Below are 19,866 nucleotides of genomic sequence, written 5' to 3' on the forward strand. Positions count from 1 at the left end.
GCGGGAGGAAACTCCCGCCCTTTTCATAGGGGATCTCAATGCCGGAATTGTTCTCGCTCAAGGGCCGTGTCGCATTGGTCACGGGTGCCTCGCGTGGTCTTGGTTTTGCCATGGCCAAGGCACTTGCCGAAAACGGTGCGACGGTGATCGTCAATGCCCGCGACGTGGCCGCCCTTTCCGTGGCGGCCGAAAGGATCGGTGCAGAAGCCCTGCCGTTCGATGTCACCGACGCGGCGATCTCAAGGGCGTCGCTCGAAGGAATCGTCGAACGCCACGGCCGCCTCGACATTCTGGTCAACAACGCCGGCATCCAGCATCGGAAACCGCTGGTCGAATGGCAGGACGAGGATTTCAACCATGTGGTTGCCGTCAATCTGTCGGCTTGCTTCCGCATGATGCGCGACGCGGTGCGCCTGATGCTGCCAAACAAGTTCGGGCGCATAATAAACACCGGATCGGTCGCAGCGATCCTTGGCCGCCCCACCATTCACGCCTATGTGGCGGCAAAGGCGGGCCTGCACGGGCTGACACGCTCCACTGCCGCTGAGCTGGGCCGTCACGGCATCACCGTCAACGCCATCGCCCCCGGCTATTTCGCCACCGAGCTCAACACCGCACTTATGCACGACGAGGCCTTCACCAAATGGGTCGAGGCACGAACCCCCGCGGGCCGCTGGGCCCAGCCTGAGGAGCTCGGCGGAGCCGTGGTGTTTCTCGCCTCCGACGCTGCCGCTTACGTCAACGGGCACGTGCTGGCGGTTGACGGCGGGCTATCGGTTTCCCTGTGATTTCAACCGGCGACACCGTGCCGGGAGGGCGTGCCTGCTAGCCGCCTGAAATGACGACTTGATGCATGCGCTGCTGGCCCGGTCCCCTGCGCGGACGCCGACGCCACACGATTGGATGCCGCGCCGCATTGCAGCCGCCGACTTTCGATTCGCAACAGGTTATTTCGACGTCTGGCGGCATCGATGCTTGATGCCGCCAATATTTCATTCCACACACCGGTCACAATGAGAGACGACATACGGGATCAGCGCCGGGTATTCGGGTGGGCCTTGCCTGCCTCCGCGGTCGTGCATTTGCTCGCCGCCGCGCTTCTTTTGTCCGCACTGCCGCTGTCGCCCCCGCAGCCGCAGAAGGAGCAGCCCATCGCAGTTGATATCGTGCCGCCGCCTAAACCGCCGGAAAAAACCAAACCTCCGTCCCCCGCTGAACCGCCCAAGCCGGAAAAGCAGCCGGAAGCCAAGGTCGAGACGCCGACGAGCCGTGAGGTCACCGCGCAGAGACCTGTCTTCCAATTCGGTGAGAAGGACGCCGGTCCTCGCAAGTCTCTGGACGGCAACAGTGCGGAGGATGGTTCGGAACAACCGCCAGCGCCGCAAGTTCCCAGTAGCCAGGATCTTGCACAGCCACCTGCCGTGACAGCGGTTGAGGGGAAAGACCAGGCTCCGTCGCCTGGCGCATCACCGCCGCCGAAGCCCAAGCCAGCGGATGTCGCCAAAGTGCAAAGGCCCTTGAAGCTTCAGGAAGCGAAGAGATTGTTCTCAAAATCAGCAACCGGTGATCCGGTAGCGACAACCGCGATGAAAAATGTGCCGCGCGCCGTGCGGATCGGTCAGCTCTGCAACACGGAACTCGCACAGCAATTGGTGCACGCGTCGCCCCCCTATTTCCCAAACAGCCTGCTTGAGTATCGGCTGAAGGCCGGCACGGTCATGAACGTCGCCAGTGCGCCGTTCCCTGCAAACGGGCAGTGGTACGATCTGAGCTTTCGCTGCGAGGTCGATCCGGACGCGATGAGAGTCGTGTCGTTTGCCTTTCGTGTTGGAAATCCGGTGCCGCGCAGCGAATGGAAGCGCCGCGGATTGCCCGCCGAATAGGTGGTCGAGGCCACGGAGGCTGGCTGGCCGGCGCCATCAAATCCGGCCGGCGATGTCTTCGCGCGCTCCGGGCTGCCGAACCAACACGCGCCAAAAGTGGCTTTCGTCAGCGGCCGCCGAAGTCTAGCATACGGCTTTGGGAGGAGGCTTCGATGACTTCAAGTTTCAACGTTCATCATGCTGCCGGCTATGAGCAGCTCATGGGCCGCTGGAGCCAAAGACTCGCGCCGCTGTTCATCGACTTCGTGGGGCTTGCCGACGGCGAAAAGATCCTCGACGTCGGTTGCGGTACCGGCAGCCTGACCTTCGCGCTCGTCAAGGCCGCTGACCTCGGCGAGGTCGCGGCGATCGACTTTTCGGCCGTTTTCGTCGAGGAGGCAATCCGACGCAACACCGATCCGCGGATAAAAATCCGTCAGGCGGATGCCTGCGCCCTGCCCTTTGAGGATGGCGCGTTCGACCGTGCCCTAGCCCTGCTCGTGCTCCATTTCGTGCCCGAAGCCGGCAAGGCAGTCGCCGAGATGCGCCGCGTCGTGCGGCCGGGCGGCGTCGTCGCGGCGACGGTATGGGACCATCTCGGCGGCATGCCGGGGATGCGCATGATGATCGACACGGTGGCGGTGCTCAGTGAAGGCGGACGCCAGCTGCGTGCCCGCTATTGCACGCAGCCGATGATGCAGCCGGGTGAAATGAAACGGACCTTTGTCGAACAGGGTCTCCGCGACGTTACGGAAACCCAGTTGATGATCCGCATGGACTACCAAAATTTCGGTGATTACTGGGCGCCGATTGCCGCCGGCGAAGGGCCGCTCGGCAAGTATGTGGCCGCGCTCGATCCGGAAGAGCGGGCGCGCACCGACGCCGCCATGCGCGACGCCTATGAGGCCGGCCGGCCCGACGGCCCGAGGTCCTTTGCCAATGTCGCCTGGGCCTGCCGCGGTGCCGTTGCCTGACGTTGGCGCTAATGCACGCCGCGAAAAAGCGCGTCGCATGAGGCCGATCGAATGCGACGCGCTTTAGCCGATCCCGTAAACCAGCCCGACGCGGCCGTCCGAAAGCTGTTCGACCTTGCGCAGTTCGAGCCCACGACGATTTTTCGCCGTTCCAAACAGCGCCTTTCCGTCACCGGCGAGCAGCGGATAGACGATCAGCCTGAGTTCATCGACCAGCCCGGCATCGATAAGGCTCGCGGTAATTCGGGCGCCGCCCATAAGGTAGATGTCCTTGCCGGGCTGCTGTTTCAGCGCAGCGATATCCTCGAAATTCCGCACGAAGCGCGTCTTTGGCCAGGCCGCCGAAGTCATTGTGTTCGACAGCACATAATGCGGCGTCTGCGCGGCGAAGCTGGCCCATTCGAGCTCGGCCGGCTTCGGTAACTTGCCGGTCATCGGCAGCGGCTTGTCGGGCTCGTTCTGGATGGCGCTCCAGTAGCGCTCGTAGCCGGCATACATGACGCTGCCAAGCAGGCAAGCGTCGATTTGCGGCGTCAGGCCGTATTCGTCCGACCACGCGTCGACCCAATCGGCATAACCCTCGGGCCCCTCCATCTTGCCGTCGACGGAAATCTTCATTCCAGCGATCAATTTGCGCATGACTTCCTCCATCAGGCTTGCGGGATGCAAGCACGTTTCATCGTTTCAGCGTTGCTTCGTGTTGCTGGCGGCGACCTCAGGGATGGCCGCCGCGAGTTACATCAGGCCGGCAGGCGGCGGTCGTATTCTTCCCGCAGGCGGCTCCAGCCGTCCCAGAACGAGGTCGGCGTCTTGCCCGCCAGGCGGGCGGCCAGCAGGTCGAGGTGTATGTGCCAGCCGGCCGTGATGTTGAGCTGGATTGCACGTTCCGGCAGGCGGCGATGAACGACGGTGAGCAGCACATCGTTACCCTTCGCCTCCAGCAGGAAGGAGACGCCGCCGGTGTTTCCCCAGGTGATGGAAAGCTTGCGCGGCGGATCGAGTTCGGTGATCCGGCCCTCCATCCGATGCTCTTCGGGAAAGCCCGCGGGGCGCTGGCCAGGCGGGTCCGTCAGCTCGTCGTTACGCCAGACCAATTCGAACGAGCTGCCGGCCTTCATTTCCATCTGGCCCGCGGCCATCCATTGCCGGCGCAAGTCACTCTCGGTGAGATAGGCCCAGACGCGCTCGATGGGGCCGGGCAAGAGGCGCTGGATGGTGAATGTGGCGGGCTCGCTCAGCTCGCCATAGGCGTCGATGGTTCTCATCTGGTTCATTGCTCGTCTCCTTCTTTCGGGTTGGGCGATTTCCTGGACTCATCCTGGGCTTTGCGTGCGTCCTCTTCGCGAAGAAGGCGTTCGAGAACATCGAGACGACCGGTCCAGAAGCGCTCGTAGAAGCTGAGCCACTGATGGGCGCTGGCCAGCGGTCCAGGGGCTAGTCGGCACAGATGCGTGCGGCCCCTCACCTCTCGACGAATAAGCCCTGCGTTCTCCAGCGCCTTGATGTGCTTGGAGGCCGCCGCGAGCGACATCGCGAAGGGTTCCGCCAGCTGGCTTACCGTTTTCTCGCCATCGGCGAGATCGCGAAGCATGTGCCGCCGGGTGGCGTCGCCAAGGGCGTGAAAAACCGCGTCCATCTGGGGTGTCTCTAATTCAACCATGTAGTTGAATATAGACGCACGCTTTGAGATAGTCAACCGTTTGGTTGAATAATTTTTGTGAAGCGCCGCGGGGCCGTTTGCGCCATCGAGCGTGTCGACGTGACGGGAGATACGGACGCGCCCCGCGACAGTAAGGGCGAGGCCCTTATTTGCCGTTGAAGAAACTGTGGATCGCGGCTTCCAGCTTTTCGATAAGCTGAGAGTTGTGGCAGCTGCCAGCCCAGATCAGGGCGTTTAGCCTCATCTCTTTGTTGATAAAGCTCACTTTCCCAGAATCCAGCAGGTATTCCGCGATCTCGTAGTGCCGCCCCTTGATAGCCTCGATGAGCGCGTTGTTTCTCCCCGTCTTGTCGGTCAGATTTACTTCCGCGCCATTCTCCACGAGCAACTTGACGACTTCGAGATGCCCGTTCTTCGCCGCCTCGATAAGAGCCGTTCTGCCGTAGTAGTCAGCTCGCGCGTTGATCTCTATTTGGGGGTGTCTCACGAGGACTGCGATACACGCGTAATGTCCCTTGGCCGACGCAAGGCTCAAGGGCGTGCTCTTCCACTTGTTTCTGGCATTCACGTCGATTTCCGGGTCTTCGATCAGCGCCTCCACCACAGCTGTGCGGCCATTGAGGGCTGAAAGGTGAAGTGCAGACCAGCCGCCGTCGTCCGACTGATTGATGTCGGCGCCAGCCGCCAATTCCGATCGAACCGCCTCCGCATCGCCTTGTTCTGCCGCGACCAGCAGGGGCGACCAGTCTCTTGCCCCTTCGGCTTCCAAGCTGTTGGTCAACGCAGTCGCCTCCTCGGATAGTCCACAGAATACCACAGAATCCGCGATAGTGGGGTCGTCCTGTATAGAGTTCCCTGGAGTCCGTGGGTCACAGAGAGCTGTCGGCCCGAAGCGGAGGATCAGCGCTTCACGTCCGTCTCCTCACATTCTCCTGATATCGACTGGCTTTGGCGGCCATTCAGACTAGATAGAGCCTGCGCCGGGCGGAACGATGCAGAAGGACCTGAACATGCCTGAACAGATTACCCTGAATAGACCTGAACAAATCAGATTGAACGACGGCTCCGCCATTCCGCAAATCGGCCTCGGCGTGTGGCAGGTCGATCCAGCCATCACCGCCAAGGTGGTGCGCTGGGGAATCGAGGCCGGCTACAGGCTGATCGACACCGCCGAAGGCTATCAGAACGAGGAAGGTGTCGGGCAGGCGATCCGCTCGGCCGGCGTGCCGAGAAGCGAGTTGTTCATCACCTCGAAACTGCGCAACGGCGCGCATCAGCGCGACGCCACCTTGCGCGCCTTCGACGAGACGATGAGCAAGCTCGGCATCGAACAGATCGACCTGTTCCTGATCCACTGGCCGGTGCCCAGCCAGGACAGATATGTCGAGGCCTGGAAGACGCTGATCGAACTCAGGCAATCAGGCCGGATCAAGTCGATCGGCGTTTCGAACTTCAACCAGGACCACCTCGAACGGATCATCGGCGAGACCGGCGTCACGCCGACCGTCAACCAGATCGAGCTCCACCCCCGCTTCCAGCAGCGTGACAAACGTGAATTCCACGACAGGCACAACATCCGCATCGAGAGCTGGAGCCCACTGGGCAGCGGCCGGCTGTTGAGCGATCCGACGCTTGAAAGCATCGCCAGGAAACACGGCAAGTCGGTGGCGCAGACGATCGTCAGGTGGCACCTTCAGGAAGGGCTGATCGTCATTCCAAAGTCGATCCACCAGGACCGCATCGCCGCCAATTTCGATGTCTTCGATTTCGAGTTGGAAGCGAAGGACCTCGAGCTTATCCGGGGCATGGATTCGCCCGACGGCCGCACCGGCCCGAACCCCGCCACGGCCGCATTCCTGTTCTAACGAGGCGGGCCAACCGGGACGTTGGCATTCCTTCACACCCCCCTCTGTCCTACCGGACATCTCCCCTTCAAGGGGGAGATCGGCAGCTTCAATAGCCGCGCCCTTCTTGCAGCGTCGGAGATTAGCGAAGGCCGCGATGAGGGCCAATCTCCCTCCTTGAGGGGGAGATGGCCGGCAGGCCAGAGGGGGGCGCTGTCCCGCCAGCGATCAAAACTACCCTTCCCGCTCGCTCATATCCCGGAGCCATCCACCAGCGGCACATCTTCGCCCTCCCAGGGGCTAGGCATCGATCCCTTGCTGAGATTGGCCGACGGCAGCGGCATCCAGCACTTCAGTTCGGGTTCGGCATATTCGACGATGCGTCCTGGAGACGAGTCGGAGGCGCGCCAGCCTTCGCTGCCGAACTGATCGGCGCGGGCCCAGTAAGCCATGTCGACCTCGGCCGGACCCTGTTCGGACGGCCGAACCGTGACAAGGATTCTGCTGCCGTCCCTTGGCGCGCTCGACATGTGGCGCCACTGACCGGGCTCGTCCATTGCATTTCCTCCTGCGATCTTCGCCTCGAACGGATAGTCGCTTCGCGTTCGGAAGCGGTCAACCCGAACTTTTTTGCCTGAGACAAAACCCCTGTCCCGTCGTCGCGGAACAAGTCATGGCACGCCGGGTTTGGGCAAGTTGTTGAAGGAAGCAAAATGAGACCAGCGCCGCGACCGATCCTTACCATTATTGCATGGCAGGCCGCGTCTTTCGTTCGCAACCCGGTCCCGTCGCAATGAGGCAGGCCGGTTCCGATCATTCCATCCCACCGAAGGAGGGCAAAGGCGGCATAGGACGAGCGCTCGGCCTCGGACTGATAACAGGGGCGGCCGACGACGATTGTTCCGCAATAGGCACCTATGCCAGTGCCGGCGCCCGTTTCGGACCCGACCTGCTCTGGACGGCTCCGGTGACGTTGCCGATGATGTACGCGGTCGTCTACCTGTCGTCGAAGCTCGGCCAGGTGTCGGGGCGCGGATTGTTCCACGTCATCAAGGACTTCTACCCGCGGTGGCTGCTCTGGTCGGTGCTGTTGGGTGTGCTCGTCGGCAACACCATCGAGGCAGCGGCCGATCTTGGTGGAATGGCGGCGGCGATCAACATATTCGTGCCGCTTCCCATTCCGCTGATCGTGCTGTTCGTCGCCGCCCTCATCTTCGCCCTCCAGGTCTTCGGCTCCTATACTTTGATCCGCAACATCTTTCGCTGGCTGGCGTTGGCGCTGCTCGCCTATGTCGGTGCCGCCATTCTGGCCAAACCGGACGCCGCGGCGGTGCTGCGCGGAACGCTGCTTCCAAGGATCGAATTCAACCGCGAGTTCCTGTCGATCCTGGTCGCCATCATCGGCACCACGCTGTCCGCCTATCTCTACACGTGGCAGTCCAATGAGGAGGTCGAGGAGGAGATTGCCCAGGGGCGAACGACGCTCAGGCAAAGGAAGGGCGCCACCGCCGGCGAACTCCGCCGCTCGCGCCGGGACATCCTCATAGGCATGACGTTTTCAAATCTCATCATGTATTTCATCATCCTGTCGACGGGTGCTACGCTCTACAAGGCGGGCCACCACGATATCGACACGGCAGCGCAAGCGGCGGAGGCGCTGCGCCCGCTAGCCGGCCAAGCCGCAAGCGTCCTGTTCGCCGCAGGCGTGATCGGCGTCGGTTTCCTCGCGGTTCCTGTCATGACCGCCGGCGCTGCCTATGACGTGGCGCAAGCCATCGGCTGGAAAAACAGCCTGCACGCCCGGGCTCGAGAGGCACCCAAATTTTATCTCGCCATCGGATTTTTTACGGCGATCGCCGCCGGCCTCAACTTCCTTGGCTTCAATCCGATGAAGGCGCTGGTCTGGTCCGGCATCGTTCAGGGCTTCTCGACGCCGCCCTTGTTGCTGCTCATCATGCTGATGACGAACAGCCGCAGGATCATGGGGGAGCAGGTGAACAGCCGCAGCACCAACATACTCGGTTGGGCAACGACCGCCGCCATCTTCTCGGCGACGATCGGCCTGGTGGCCACCTGGTTCATGTAAATCCGGCAGGACAAGGGACGCCGCTAGTTGGATTACCCGTTCCCGCTTGCGGATTGCCCCAGCTTTGCCGGCCTTGGAAACTCCACAACATCTCCCACCGGCCGCTTGTATTGCGCTGCGACAATTGCATCGATCAGGAGATCCAGAGCCGCACGAGCCGTGCGGCTCGTCTCGTCCTCGCCGCTCAAATAGTGGCAGGCTCGTTCAAGGTGCAGGTGTGCGGCGGCAAAGTCGCTTGTCATAGGCATCTCCCTGTTGCCCGCCCGCCGGCAAGATGACCGCCTCGATTTAGCCAAAAGCAAATATCCACAGCCGGATTTGAATCAAATTGACCTGACTCACTGCATGCCGCGGAGCCGCTCCAGCGCCGTGGCCTGTGCCTCGCTTGCATCCTCCCCGAGGACCGCTAGGCCGTCGAGGATTGTGGTATCGGGACATAGTTCCTCGACGTCGCGCCGAGAGCGTCCGAGGGCGACTTGCCTTATATGTCCGGCCGGCTTCATGCGCTCTGTCCGACGCGCTGCGCCATCGCGGCTGAAGGCGCTGTGGCGGGTTTTCAGCGCGCTGCGGCGCATTGAATGAACCAATTGCAGGCGATGTGCCGCAAACTCCGTTCGCCCAATGCGCTACTTTTGAAATTTTCTCACTCTCTTAATTCTACAAACTCTCTAGATTTAACATAGATCGCTAGACCCAAGATCCTAAAATAGAGCGCTTGAGAGGGAGCCAGGAATGTCGAAAAAGCTCGTGGTGGGGCTGTCGGGCAACTTGACCCGGCCATCGAAGACCAAGGCGTTCGTCAGCCACATTGTCGAGCAGGCCGCCGAAAGCATCGGCGCGGCCTCGGCCGTCTTCGACATCGAGGATCTCGGCGCGTCCCTGCCGCAGGCAAGGCGCCTCGGCGACCTCGACCCCGCGGCGCGCAACATCGTCGAACGGCTGCTGGGCGCCGACATCCTGGTGGCCGGCTCGCCGACTTTCAAAGGCAGCTATACCGGGCTTTTTAAGCACTTCTTCGACCTGCTCGATCCGTCATCGCTGAGGGGCAAGCCCGTCATCCTCGCCGCGACCGGCGGCGGCGAGCGCCATTCGCTGATCGTCGAGCACCAGCTGCGGCCGCTGTTCGGCTTCTTCGAGGCGCTGACCGTACCGACCGCGATCTACGCCTCCGACAAGGACTTTGCCAATGGTGTTCTGGTGTCCGAAGCCATCCACGCCCGCGCCCGGCAGGCGGTCGCCGAGGCATGCCGGGTAACCGGGGTGCCCTACGGCGTCGGCCTTGCCGCCTGAACGCACCACTGACCCGAGATCCCCTTTCCGATCCGTCCAGGAGCACGCCGCGATGACCAGATCCACCAAATCCAGGCAAATCAAACTGGGCGCTTTCCTGCCCGGCGGCGGACAACATATCGCCGCCTGGCGCCACCCCGAGGCGCCGGCCGACGGCGCCACCAATTTCGAGTTCCACAAGCAGCTCGCCCTGATCGCCGAGCGCGGCCTGTTCGATGCCTATTTCCTCGCCGACAATCTGACGGTCGGGCTCGGCGCCCGCGAAGGCGGCAACGCCAAGATCGCTGGCTTCGAGCCAGTGACGCTGTTTGCTGCGCTGGCGCCGCTCACTACGCATCTCGGCTTCATCGCTACCGCCTCGACCACCTACGAGGAGCCCTACACGCTCGCCCGCAAATTCGCCTCGCTCGATCATCTGTCGAATGGCCGCGCCGGCTGGAACGTCGTCACCTCGGCCGGCGACGAAACAGCGCGCAACTTCAATCGCGAGACGCAGCCTGCCCACGCCGAGCGCTATGCCCGCGCGCATGAGCATGTCGAGACGGTCAAGGCGCTGTGGGACAGCTGGGAGGACGATGCCTTCATCCGCGACAAGAAATCGGGGCGCTTCTACGACAAGGACAAGCTCCACGACATCGACCACAAGGGCGCGCATTTCAGCGTGAAAGGGCCGCTCAACGTGCCGCGCCCGGTGCAGGGGCACCCGGTCGTGGTGCAGGCGGGGCAATCGGAAGACGGTCGCAAGCTCGCCGCCCACTCGGCGGAAGTCATCTTCACCGCCCATCAGAACCTGGCGTCGGGGCAGGAATTCTATCGCGATATCAAGGCGCGCGTGACGGCCGTCGGCCGCGATCCCGAGCAGGTGCTGATCATGCCGGGCGTGGCACCCTTCGTCGGCCGCACCGAAGAAGAAGCGCGCGCCAAGTACCAGCAACTGAACGATCTCATCCTGCCCGAAGACGGCGTCGCCCTGCTCAACGGGCTGGCCGGCCAGACGCTCGACATCACCGGCTATCCGCTCGATGGACCGCTGCCGCCGAGCAAGGAGACCGAAGGCATGAAGAGCCGCCAGGCGCTGATCCGCCAGATTGCCGACGAGCACAACTTCACCATCCGACAGCTCTACCAATGGGTGGCAACGGCCCGCGGCCATTATACCGTCATCGGCAGCGCCACGCAGGTCGCCGATCAGCTGGAGGAATGGTTCGGCAACGAAGCCGCCGACGGCTTCAACATCCTGCCGCCCTGGCTGCCCGGCGGGCTCGACGACTTCGTCGAGCTGGTGATTCCCGAGCTGCAGCGCCGCGGCCTGTTCCGCACCGCCTATGAAGGCAGGACGTTGCGCGAGAACCTCGGCCTCAGGCGGCCGGAAAACCCCTGGACCGCCGCCCGCTCGGCGGTGCTGGCCGCCGAATAATCCCGAGAAGCCCGATATTTTCCAAGCAGGAGGCAACACGATGACCTTGCAGCACATCGAACAGGCCGCCAGCCTCGGCACGCCTGACAGCACGACAAGCCTCGGCACGGACTTCCTGCGCCTCGGTGGCCGGGCGGGCATCCGCTTCCTGTCGCGCTACGGCGTCCTCATCGCTTTCCTCGCAATCTGGCAAGTGTCGAGCAGCGCGGGCTGGGTCAACGCGGCCGTGCTGCCGCCGATCGACATGATTGTCGCGGCACTTTGGAAGGGGCTGGTCGGCGGCACTCTGCTCAGCGACATCGCCATCAGCCTGCAGCGCGCCGGTCTCGCTTTCGCGGCCGCCGTGCTGGTCGCCATCCCGCTTGGCCTGTTCATGGGTCAGGTGCGCACGGTCGAGACCGCGCTCGATCCCATCCTGCAGGTCTTCCGCCAGACCTCGGCGCTGGCGCTCTATCCCGTCTTTATCCTGCTGCTTGGGCTCGGCGAAGCGTCCAAGGTATTCGTCATCTTCTGGGCGACGCTGTTCCCGCTGCTGCTCAACACCATCGGCGGCGTCAAGCAAGTCGATCCGAAACTGCTGGAGATGGCCCGCGTCTATGGTGCCAGGCAGCTCACCGTCTTCCGTCGCGTCGTGCTGCCCGGCGCCGTGCCGTCGATCTTCGTTGGGCTTAGGCTCAGCGCCACCACGGCGCTGCTGCTGTTGATCGCTTCCGAAATGATCGGCGCCAACAAGGGCATCGGCTTCCAGGTGATGAACGCGCAATACAATTTCCAGATCCCGCTGATGTTTGCGGCAATCGTCATCCTCGCCGGCCTCGGCCTGATCGCCAACCAGGCGCTGGTCAGCCTGCAGCGCCGGCTCTGCCGCTGGAGCAATGCCGTCGACTGACCACCCGCGCTTACCAATCTCAACCAGGCCAGAACTCAAATCAGGAAAGACCCGGACCATGAAAATCTCCCGCCGTTCCCTGCTTGCCGGCGCGCCCTTCGCCGCCGGCCTTCTCACCGCCGGCCTGCCGCGCTTCGCCTTTGCCGAAGCGGCACCCGTCAAGTTCCGCTCCCTCGCCAGCCGTGGCAGCATCTCTCCGCATGAGTTGGCCGCCGAGCTCGGCTATTTCAAAGGCCTCGGTATCGAGGTCGAGAATGTCGGCTATTCCGGCGGCGGCCCGGAATCATTGTTTGCGCTCGCCTCCGGCAGCGTCGATATCGGCTCGGCTGCAACCGCCGCCGTGATCAACTCGATCTCCGGCGGCAACGACTTCGTCGCCGTCTATCCGAGCAACGGCATCAACAGCAAGGTGCGCAGCGTCTTCTACGTGCTCGACGACAGCCCGATCAAATCGATCGCTGACATTGCCGGCAAGACCATCGCCGTCAACACGCTCGGCGCCCATCTCGACTATAGCGTGCGCGAGGCGCTGCACAGCGTCGGCCTGTCGCCGGATGCCGCCAATCTCGTCGTCGTGCCCGGACCGCAGCTCGAGCAGACCTTGCGCTCCCGCCAGGTCGACATCGCGGCGCTGGGCTACTGGCAGGCGACGTTTGCCGGGGCGCTGGTCGACAATGGCGGTGTGCGTGGCGTGTTCAACGACACCGACGTGCTGGGCGAGCTGGCCGGCGGCTTCGTCGTGCTCAGGCGCGACTTCATCGCCGCGCATCCCGACGCCGCCCGCAACTTCGTCGAACAATCGGCGCGCGCCTCCGACTGGTCGCTGCAGAACCCCGACGAAGCGCGCAAGGTGCTGGCAAACATCCTCGACAAGCGCGGCGAAAACGGCGAGCTGGCGCGTTATTGGACCGGCTTCGGCCTGCGCCAGGGCGCCAAGGCGACGGACCGCGACATCGACTTCTGGGTCAGCGTGCTCGAGCGCGACGGCCGCCTGCCAAAGGGCAAGCTGAAGGCAACAGACATCCTCTACCGGCCGGGCGAAACCAAGACCAACTGACAAAAGCAACCGACCAACCAGTTGGGAGACGAGCGCGATGAGCAGCACAAGCGGCGGTCAGGTCAGCATACGCGACCTGTCCAAATCGTTCAGCATCAGTGGGCGCTCGCTCGCCGTGTTGAGGACCCTCAACCTCGACATCCGCTCGGGTGAATGCCTTGTTATCGTCGGCGCCAGCGGATCGGGCAAGACCACGCTGCTGCGCATCCTAGCCGGGCTGGAGGCCGCCGACAGCGGCGGCGTCGCCATCGACGGCAAGCCGGTGCACGGCGTCGGCGCCGAGCGTGCGGTGATTTTCCAGGAACCGCGCCTGCTGCCCTGGCTGACGGTGCTCGGCAATGTCGCCTTCGGTCTCGAAGTGCGCGGCGTGCCCAAGGCGGAGGCCGAGGAAAGGGCGCGCTTCTATATCGCGCTCGTCGGCCTCGCCGAATTCAGCGATGCGTTTCCGCGGCAGCTGTCGGGCGGCATGGCGCAGCGCGTCGGCATCGCCCGCGCGCTGACCGTGCAGCCCGAAATCCTGCTGCTCGACGAGCCGCTGGGCGCGCTCGACGCGATGACCAAGATCGGCATGCAGGAGGAACTGGCGCGCATCTGGAGCGAGGAGAACGTCACCATGGTGATGGTGACGCACGACCTCGAGGAAGCGATCTACCTCGCCGACCGGGTGCTGATCCTGCCCAAGGAGGAAGGCGGCGCGGCGCGGCTGATCGACATCGACCTGCCCCGCCCGCGCGAGCGCAGCGAAAGCCGCTTCGTACGCTACCGCGAGGAACTGCTGCGCGAATTCGGCCTGCACTGAAAGCCGCCTAAGGGGCCTTGGGTCCTCGCCCCGCAAAGCGGGAGAGGTGTCTCGGCGTAGTCGAGACGGAGAGAGGGGTCATCCTTTAGTGCCCTGCCCCCACCCTCTTCCTGGAACCGGATTCCCCACCCCCGCATTTCCTTAACCGGGAGGCGAAGGAGCGCGGCATGAAAGCCTTGTTCGCAATCTTTGGCGGCTTCGTGCTGACGCTTGCCGTATTCGCCAGCGGCCTCGCCTTCGCCACCTGGCTTCTGATAGCCAAGCCGGTACGGCCGGCCGCCCCGGTCTCCAGCGTCGCCGAACTGTGGACCAGGGACCCGCGACCGGTGAACCCGGCCGCGCAGCGCCTCGAGCGCCTTCCGGCCCGCCCGGTCCCCGTTCGCACCTCGGAAGTTGATCGCAGCTCGAAACCCGCCGATGCCGCAGCGTCGACAACCGACATCACCGCGACCGGCTCTATCCAGCCGCCAGCGGAAAAGCAGCAGACGCTACCCGCCGCCCACGTGGAATGGTGCGCAAGCCGCTACCGCTCCTACAGGCCGGACGACAACCACTACACATCCTACAGCGGACAACAGCGCCCCTGCATCTCGCCCTATCTCGGCGCCGCCGATGACGGCAGCTATTTCGAGGCGAGCGATACGTCGTCGGTGGCGGGCTACGCGCCATCGGATGAACCCGGCGCCGCCGAGCTCTCATTCGACCACGTGCAATACTGCTTCAGCCGCTACCGGTCATATCGACCGGAGGACAACAGCTATCAGCCGTATTCGGGCGGGCCGCGCCGGCAGTGCGAGTAGGCAGGCCGTGGGGTGGCTGGCGGCCGCAGTGCATGGCGCCTTGTGCGACCCCACCCAACGATCACGCAGATTTCTTGGATCGTTCGGGTTGGCGCGGCGTTCATCCGATACCCAAAGGAGAAATCAACATGGGCGACGACCGGGAAGACAAGATTCGTGAGCGCGCATACCAGATCTGGGAACGCGAAGGCGGGATCCATGGCGATCCCGAGCGGCACTGGCACCGGGCCGAGGCCGAGATCGACAGGGAGGCAGCCCTGCCGCTGACGGCAGGCGATGCCCTGCCGGAAACCCGCGAGGTCGCGAGCTCCGACGTCTTGACGGTGGAGGCCCTGGCGGTGCGCACCGGCATATCGGGCGAACAGGCGCAGGAGCTGATCGACAGGCTGGGCAACGACAGGGCGGCTATCGAACAAGCCGCGCGCAACCTCAAGGGGAAGCAGCGCCTCGGGGAGTGACAGATGATCAGAAAACTCAAAGACGGAAAATACCGCCTCTATTCGCGCAAGAAGGACGAAAAGACCGGCAAGCGCCGCAATCTCGGCACCTTCGATACCCGCGAGGCCGCCGAAAAGCACGAACGTGAGGTGCAGTATTTCAAGAGGCATTGAGGCGGCGTGCTGTCGCTTCGATGCCTCCATTAGTTTCTGTTGAGACAGAACAAAACGGGAACAAAAATGTCAAGAGCGAATTGACTCTGCGAGGAATGCCTTCCTATTTGTCAGTAAGCGGGGCGGTTGCTCACAAATCGAGGAGAGCCGCGATGGGCAGACGAAAAAGCCGGTTTGACAGGCTGTCGGCGAGGGATGCGGAGGCGATCATCAGGGACGCTTTGAGCCTGCGCAAGACGGTGCTGTCGTCGCAGCTGCATCTGCAGGCGCATGGCGAGCTGTTCTGGCAGCTTTGCGGGCTTGTCGAGAAATTGCACGAGGTGCTGGCCAGCGTCGCGGAGAAGGAGCCCGATTATCGGATGGCGGAGCTTGGCCTGCTTCCGCTGCCCGAGGATTACTCGACCCGGAAATGAGCCATGGCCGGGCCGATGGACAGCGTTGGGCGTGCCGCCAAGGCCAACATGCTGCTTATCGTGGAGTGCGGCCATTGCTACCATGTCGGACGCTTCAGGGCGAATGACGTGGCCCAGGTGGTGGGCTGGAACAAGCCGCTGGAAGCGATCAGGTTCAGGTGCAAACGATGCAGCCGCAAGGACACGACGGTGAAGACGCAGTTCATCGACCAGGACCATCCACCCAAGGGCTACATCTGGGTGCTGCAGAAATTCAAGCGCTAAAACAACGAGCCTTGCGCCGGCGCCTGCTGCGGAAACTTGATCTGTGTCGCCGGTTTTTCGACGATCACCAGCGCGTCATCGGGCGCCGTGCGCTGCAGGTGCCTTGCCTCCGACCATGGCGCGGTGAGCCAGGCCTCGGTTTCTTCCGGCGTGGTCAGGATCACCGGCATCGCCTTCTCGTGGATCGGCGAGATCAGCGCGTTGGGCTGGGTCGTCATGAAGCCATAGACCTGGTGATCGGCGGGGCCGTCCTTGACCTTGCGAAGGCCATGCCAGCGCGTCCACAGGCCGGCAAAGAAGAATAGCGGGCGGTCCTCGCCGAGTGCAAACCAGTAGTTGCGCTGAATGCCGGTCTCGGGGTCCTTGTCGCCGGGCGTCGGGCTGGGCTCGGCGAAGCTGGTGACGGGCACCACGCAGCGGTTCTCGATGCCGAGATATTGCTGCCAGTGGCCGTATTGCGGATTGCGGATATTGGTGGTGCCATAGTCGGCCTTGCCCTTGACCCGCTCCAGTGGCGTCGGCATGCCCCACAGCAGATTGGCCAATTCGCGTTCGCCGTCCGGCGTGTTGCGCACCACAGGGCCGGGCTGGTTGGGATAGATGTCGATGGAGGGTTCGAGATTGCCGAGGATGTCGCGCAAGGCGCGGGTCCACTGGCGGATGGCCTCCTGGCTGGTCGTGATGTTGTAGAGATTGCACATTTCAGGCCGTTCCCGGATGCTCAGGCATCTTGTTGGAAACGGCCTGGAATTTCCAGCGCTGTGCGTCGGGTTGCTGACACGGCAGGCCGTGTCAGCAATGGTTTGTGAGACTTACCGCGCCGATTGTCTCATAGCTTGTGCGGCGACTGCGGCGAGAAAAGCCCTCGCCGCGGCATCGCAGGCCGCTCGAGACGGGCCTTTGGCGAAAAGAAGAAGCTCGGCGGCTCGAATGTTGAGCCCGTGCTTCCTTGCGAATGTGGCTAGATCGTAAGGCTTGTTGTCGTAAGGTTCGTCGGCGTAGTCGATCGTCAGATCGTAGTTTTCTTTCATTTTCTTCCTCCCTTTAGCGATCTCCCCCTCCTGTCGCTAACGCAAAATTAACGTCGATGGCGGCGGGCGAGTCCACCAATCAGAGATTGTGTAAAAAACGTACGAGCTCGCATGCTCGCCCTCGCAACGGGCCTGCGAGCAATCGCTGCGGACCGGACCGGTCGAAAGAGCCGATTATGATGGCAATGTTGGAAAGGCTGCCACGGCCTGGTGCTACGGGGTGTCCGAGACGCCTAGCGTGCCTAAATGGCCGGCATTTTCATCTTCCAGGCCCCGGTCCGCAGCCGGCCCCGTTGGGTCCGGCTAAAGGATAAATCCGGCTAATAACACCGTGAGGAGCAGCGACAGCGGAACGGCCGCAAGACACCAGATCTCCAACGTGTTGTTTTGCAGCGGGTCCATCGTCAGCCTCACTTTTTGGTTTGTCATTGTGACACTAACGGTTGGTCGGAGGTAGCGGTTCCAAGCGACGCCGTTCATAGAGCGCTGCCTGTGCTGCATATTAGCAACAGCTTGACGACCGCTGCGTACCGCTTGGACAACTTCACTGGCGCTGGTGGATGCGTATTCCGCAGGACTGCAAGCGCCCTCGGCATCAGTCGTGCGGGGACAGATCGCCGCCCATGATCAGCGCCGAGCCGGTCATGCTCCGGGACCCGATGGCTGCATCTATCTCCGGCCGAAGTTTCGCTACCACCGAGCCGATCCGATGTTCACTCCAGCCAGCGATGCGCGTTTACAGGGACCTAAGTCTGACCTGCCTGCGCAATGGTCTTGTGTACGGCCGGCGTCGGGAACAACTGCGCCCGTCTTCAGTTGAAGGCGTCACCTCCTCGAGGAGACATCGGCGCAGAATCAGTCCCTTCATGCGCTGATTAGGGTCCGCCTGCCATTGCTGGATTTGGCAGGCGGACCCTTGGTTCTGTACGCTCCAGATGAAAAGCGGGTAAGCTCGGGATCACTCATCATCCCAGAAACCCCGTAGAGACGTATGGCGGAGGTCTTCCTCGCCCCTGAGATGCTTGACCCGGCTTGACATCCGAGACGACCTCCCAGCGCGCGCACGCAGCGGGTCGCCCTCAGCCTTCCAGCGCCTCGTGCTGGTAAAGCTCGTCCATGCTGAGCGTCGCAAGCGCGGCGAACGGCGCCTGCTTTTTCACACGGCCGTGGCTCAGGATCACGACGTCGTCGCAGAACGAGATGGTGCTGCGATGATGGCTGATGACGATGGTAGTGCGGCGGCCGGCCCGCGACTTGAGCGTCTCGACGATTGCCGCTTCCGACAGGCCGTCCACCGCATTGGTGGCTTCGTCCAGGATCAGGATATCGGGATCGCGCACCAGCGCTCTGGCCAGCGCGATCCGCTGTCGCTGTCCCGCCGAGAGATTGACGCCGCGGTAGCCGACGACCGTCCAGTAACCCTGCGGCAGTTGCTCGATGAAGCCATGCGCTTCGGCCAGTTTTGCCGCGCGCTCGGCGTCATCGGCCGAGGCCGCGTCCTGGCCGTAGATGATGTTGTCGAAAATCGTGCCGTCGACCAGCTCCAGCTCCTGGCTGGCAAGCGCGATGTGCTTTCGCCACTGGCCGGGGTCTATGCGGTCCAGCGGCGATCCATCGACGAGGATCCTGCCGCTATCCGGTTCGACGAAGCGGCACAAAAGGTTGACGATCGTCGTCTTGCCGGCGCCCGACCGGCCGATCAGCGCGGTCGAGCGGCCGCTACGGATATCGAAACTCGCCGCATGCAGCACCACCGCGCGCTGCTCCGAGCCGGAATAGGTAAAGGTGACGTCCTCGAACTTGATGCCTTGGCTGAGCCCGGGGAACGCTGCGCTGCCTTGCGGCGGCGCTGGCTTGTCGGATGGGTCCAGCATCCACGTCACCTCTTCCAGCGATCCGCTGAGGCCCTGCAGCTGGCTCCAGGCCATTTGCAACGATCGCATGTAGGGCTGCAGCCTGTAGAGCAGGATGACGAAGGCGACGATCAGCGGGAAGGAAACATTGGCGAACCAGGCGCCGATCACCACCGCCAGGAACAGCATGGCGTGCAGAACCTCGGTCAGCGGCGGCAAAGCTCCCTGGCGGGTTAAAAGCACGAACGCCGCCCGGCGCACCGCATCCGATGCCTGGTCGAATGCCGCCTTCTCGCGTTGCTCCTGGCCAAAAATGCGGATCAGCCGCCCGGCATGCACCAGATGCAGCATCTGCGATGCGAGCTGGCTGTTGCGGGAGGCGACGCTGCGGCTCGGCGCCTTCAGATTGGCCGACAGCACGGCGTGCGCGACCTGGACCAGCGCCAGGCCCAGCGTCACCAGCAGCGTCATCTGCCACGACAGGAGCAGCAGGAAGGCCAATAGGATGATTGCGGCCGATGCATTGACGATTGCCCCCAACGTGATCTGGATGGCATCCGAGGCCCGCCAGGATTCGTTGGAGATGATGTTGAGCAGCCGTCCCGGGCTTTGCTGCAGGAAGAATGGGTAGCCCACCCGCAGCAGCCGCTCCGACAGCGCGCTGCGGATCGAATGGCTTGCCTTGCCATAGATAAAGGTGGTCAGCAGCGTGTTGGCGAAAGCGAACAGGTTCTTCAGCACGATCGAGCCGAGGATGGCGACCGATATGACGATCAGCCGGTCGCGCTCGCTCAAGCTCGATCCGACATGCTGGAAGACGGCGGAAAAGCCAGCCATGCCGGTCTGCCCCTGTTGCCCCATGATTATGTTCAGCAACGGGATGATCAGGCCGATGCCGAAGCCTTCAAGCGCGGCGCTGAGCAGCCCGAGCACCACCACGGCCGGAAGCAGACGCAACTGTTTTTGCCCGAGCGCGCGGCGCAGCATCGGTAGGCTGGGCGGCATCAGTCGCATGA

23 protein-coding genes are annotated in these 19,866 nt (G+C 63.1%); 15 read left to right on the forward strand and 8 right to left on the reverse strand.

Annotated elements, in window-relative coordinates; translation table 11 throughout:
* The first annotated feature begins 38 nt into the window (after nt 1–38).
* The 3 genes from NKI72_RS14140 (at nt 39) to NKI72_RS14150 (ending at nt 2,836) form a co-directional block, all read left to right on the forward strand.
* The gene (locus NKI72_RS14140; RefSeq protein WP_352489988.1) at nt 39–788 is read left to right on the forward strand and encodes a glucose 1-dehydrogenase; all 750 of its coding nucleotides are present in this window, start codon (nt 39–41) and stop codon (nt 786–788) included.
* A 183-nt stretch (nt 789–971) separates the two neighbouring features.
* Nucleotides 972–1,883 carry a DUF930 domain-containing protein gene (locus tag NKI72_RS14145; RefSeq protein ID WP_352834084.1) on the forward strand — a complete coding sequence of 304 codons (912 nt, stop codon included), beginning with the start codon at nt 972–974 and terminating at the stop codon, nt 1,881–1,883.
* 152 nt (nt 1,884–2,035) lie between these two features.
* On the forward strand, nt 2,036–2,836 hold the full coding sequence (locus tag NKI72_RS14150) for a class I SAM-dependent methyltransferase (RefSeq protein WP_352834081.1): 801 nt from the start codon (nt 2,036–2,038) through the stop codon (nt 2,834–2,836).
* A gap of 63 nt (nt 2,837–2,899) precedes the next feature.
* On the opposite strand, the gene NKI72_RS14155 is transcribed toward NKI72_RS14150, so the two are convergent.
* From NKI72_RS14155 to NKI72_RS14170, 4 genes are all read right to left on the reverse strand, one after another.
* On the reverse strand, nt 2,900–3,475 hold the full coding sequence (locus NKI72_RS14155) for a dihydrofolate reductase family protein (protein ID WP_352451449.1): 576 nt from the start codon (nt 3,473–3,475) through the stop codon (nt 2,900–2,902).
* 101 nt (nt 3,476–3,576) lie between these two features.
* Complete coding sequence (locus NKI72_RS14160; protein WP_352472189.1) at nt 3,577–4,110, reverse strand: SRPBCC family protein; 534 nt, start codon at nt 4,108–4,110, stop codon at nt 3,577–3,579.
* The gene (locus NKI72_RS14165) at nt 4,107–4,496 is read right to left on the reverse strand and encodes an ArsR/SmtB family transcription factor (protein ID WP_352569142.1); all 390 of its coding nucleotides are present in this window, start codon (nt 4,494–4,496) and stop codon (nt 4,107–4,109) included. The genes NKI72_RS14160 and NKI72_RS14165 overlap by 4 nt, the downstream gene beginning before the upstream one ends.
* A 145-nt stretch (nt 4,497–4,641) precedes the next feature.
* A complete protein-coding gene (locus tag NKI72_RS14170) occupies nt 4,642–5,277 on the reverse strand; it encodes an ankyrin repeat domain-containing protein (RefSeq protein WP_352834078.1) in 636 nt (211 codons plus the stop codon).
* Nucleotides 5,278–5,506: 229 nt separating this feature from the next.
* Between NKI72_RS14170 and NKI72_RS14175 the strand changes: the two genes are divergently transcribed.
* On the forward strand, nt 5,507–6,361 hold the full coding sequence (locus NKI72_RS14175) for an aldo/keto reductase (protein WP_352774375.1): 855 nt from the start codon (nt 5,507–5,509) through the stop codon (nt 6,359–6,361).
* A 230-nt stretch (nt 6,362–6,591) separates the two neighbouring features.
* Here the strand turns inward: NKI72_RS14175 and NKI72_RS14180 are convergent, their stop codons facing one another.
* A complete protein-coding gene (locus tag NKI72_RS14180; protein ID WP_023677305.1) occupies nt 6,592–6,897 on the reverse strand; it encodes a hypothetical protein in 306 nt (101 codons plus the stop codon).
* Nucleotides 6,898–7,133: 236 nt separating this feature from the next.
* On the opposite strand from NKI72_RS14180, the gene NKI72_RS14185 reads away from it, so the two are divergent.
* The 11 genes from NKI72_RS14185 to NKI72_RS14235 all read left to right on the forward strand — a co-directional run bounded on the left by NKI72_RS14185 (nt 7,134) and on the right by NKI72_RS14235 (nt 15,966).
* A complete protein-coding gene (locus NKI72_RS14185) occupies nt 7,134–8,426 on the forward strand; it encodes an Nramp family divalent metal transporter (protein ID WP_352451453.1) in 1,293 nt (430 codons plus the stop codon).
* A 732-nt stretch (nt 8,427–9,158) separates the two neighbouring features.
* Entirely contained in the window at nt 9,159–9,716 is a 558-nt protein-coding gene (msuE, locus tag NKI72_RS14190; protein WP_352836588.1) for an FMN reductase, read from the forward strand.
* A gap of 52 nt (nt 9,717–9,768) precedes the next feature.
* Nucleotides 9,769–11,133, forward strand: coding sequence for an LLM class flavin-dependent oxidoreductase (locus NKI72_RS14195; RefSeq protein ID WP_352451454.1), 1,365 nt, complete (start codon nt 9,769–9,771; stop codon nt 11,131–11,133).
* Nucleotides 11,134–11,173: 40 nt separating this feature from the next.
* Nucleotides 11,174–12,022 carry an ABC transporter permease gene (locus NKI72_RS14200; RefSeq protein ID WP_352836592.1) on the forward strand — a complete coding sequence of 283 codons (849 nt, stop codon included), beginning with the start codon at nt 11,174–11,176 and terminating at the stop codon, nt 12,020–12,022.
* 58 nt (nt 12,023–12,080) lie between these two features.
* Entirely contained in the window at nt 12,081–13,079 is a 999-nt protein-coding gene (locus NKI72_RS14205) for an ABC transporter substrate-binding protein (RefSeq protein ID WP_352850234.1), read from the forward strand.
* Between the two features lie 37 nt (nt 13,080–13,116).
* The gene (locus NKI72_RS14210; protein WP_352836599.1) at nt 13,117–13,878 is read left to right on the forward strand and encodes an ABC transporter ATP-binding protein; all 762 of its coding nucleotides are present in this window, start codon (nt 13,117–13,119) and stop codon (nt 13,876–13,878) included.
* Nucleotides 13,879–14,045: 167 nt separating this feature from the next.
* On the forward strand, nt 14,046–14,678 hold the full coding sequence (locus NKI72_RS14215; protein ID WP_352836602.1) for a BA14K family protein: 633 nt from the start codon (nt 14,046–14,048) through the stop codon (nt 14,676–14,678).
* A 128-nt stretch (nt 14,679–14,806) separates the two neighbouring features.
* On the forward strand, nt 14,807–15,136 hold the full coding sequence (locus NKI72_RS14220) for a DUF2934 domain-containing protein (RefSeq protein ID WP_287286361.1): 330 nt from the start codon (nt 14,807–14,809) through the stop codon (nt 15,134–15,136).
* Nucleotides 15,137–15,139: 3 nt separating this feature from the next.
* On the forward strand, nt 15,140–15,289 hold the full coding sequence (locus NKI72_RS14225; RefSeq protein WP_023677295.1) for a hypothetical protein: 150 nt from the start codon (nt 15,140–15,142) through the stop codon (nt 15,287–15,289).
* 152 nt (nt 15,290–15,441) lie between these two features.
* On the forward strand, nt 15,442–15,702 hold the full coding sequence (locus tag NKI72_RS14230) for a hypothetical protein (protein ID WP_352836605.1): 261 nt from the start codon (nt 15,442–15,444) through the stop codon (nt 15,700–15,702).
* Between the two features lie 3 nt (nt 15,703–15,705).
* Nucleotides 15,706–15,966, forward strand: coding sequence for a hypothetical protein (locus NKI72_RS14235; RefSeq protein ID WP_023677293.1), 261 nt, complete (start codon nt 15,706–15,708; stop codon nt 15,964–15,966).
* On the opposite strand, the gene NKI72_RS14240 is transcribed toward NKI72_RS14235, so the two are convergent.
* The 3 genes from NKI72_RS14240 to NKI72_RS14250 all read right to left on the reverse strand — a co-directional run bounded on the left by NKI72_RS14240 (nt 15,963) and on the right by NKI72_RS14250 (nt 19,864).
* Nucleotides 15,963–16,667, reverse strand: a complete 705-nt coding sequence (locus NKI72_RS14240; protein ID WP_352836608.1) for an SOS response-associated peptidase — start codon at nt 16,665–16,667, stop codon at nt 15,963–15,965. The genes NKI72_RS14235 and NKI72_RS14240 overlap by 4 nt on opposite strands.
* 111 nt (nt 16,668–16,778) lie before the next feature.
* On the reverse strand, nt 16,779–16,997 hold the full coding sequence (locus NKI72_RS14245; protein ID WP_352836611.1) for a hypothetical protein: 219 nt from the start codon (nt 16,995–16,997) through the stop codon (nt 16,779–16,781).
* A 1,079-nt stretch (nt 16,998–18,076) separates the two neighbouring features.
* Nucleotides 18,077–19,864, reverse strand: coding sequence for an ABC transporter ATP-binding protein (locus tag NKI72_RS14250; protein ID WP_502898640.1), 1,788 nt, complete (start codon nt 19,862–19,864; stop codon nt 18,077–18,079).
* Nucleotides 19,865–19,866: the final 2 nt, after the last annotated feature.

Source organism: Mesorhizobium sp. M0437 (assembly GCF_040321335.1).
Classification (GTDB): Bacteria; Pseudomonadota; Alphaproteobacteria; order Rhizobiales; family Rhizobiaceae; genus Mesorhizobium.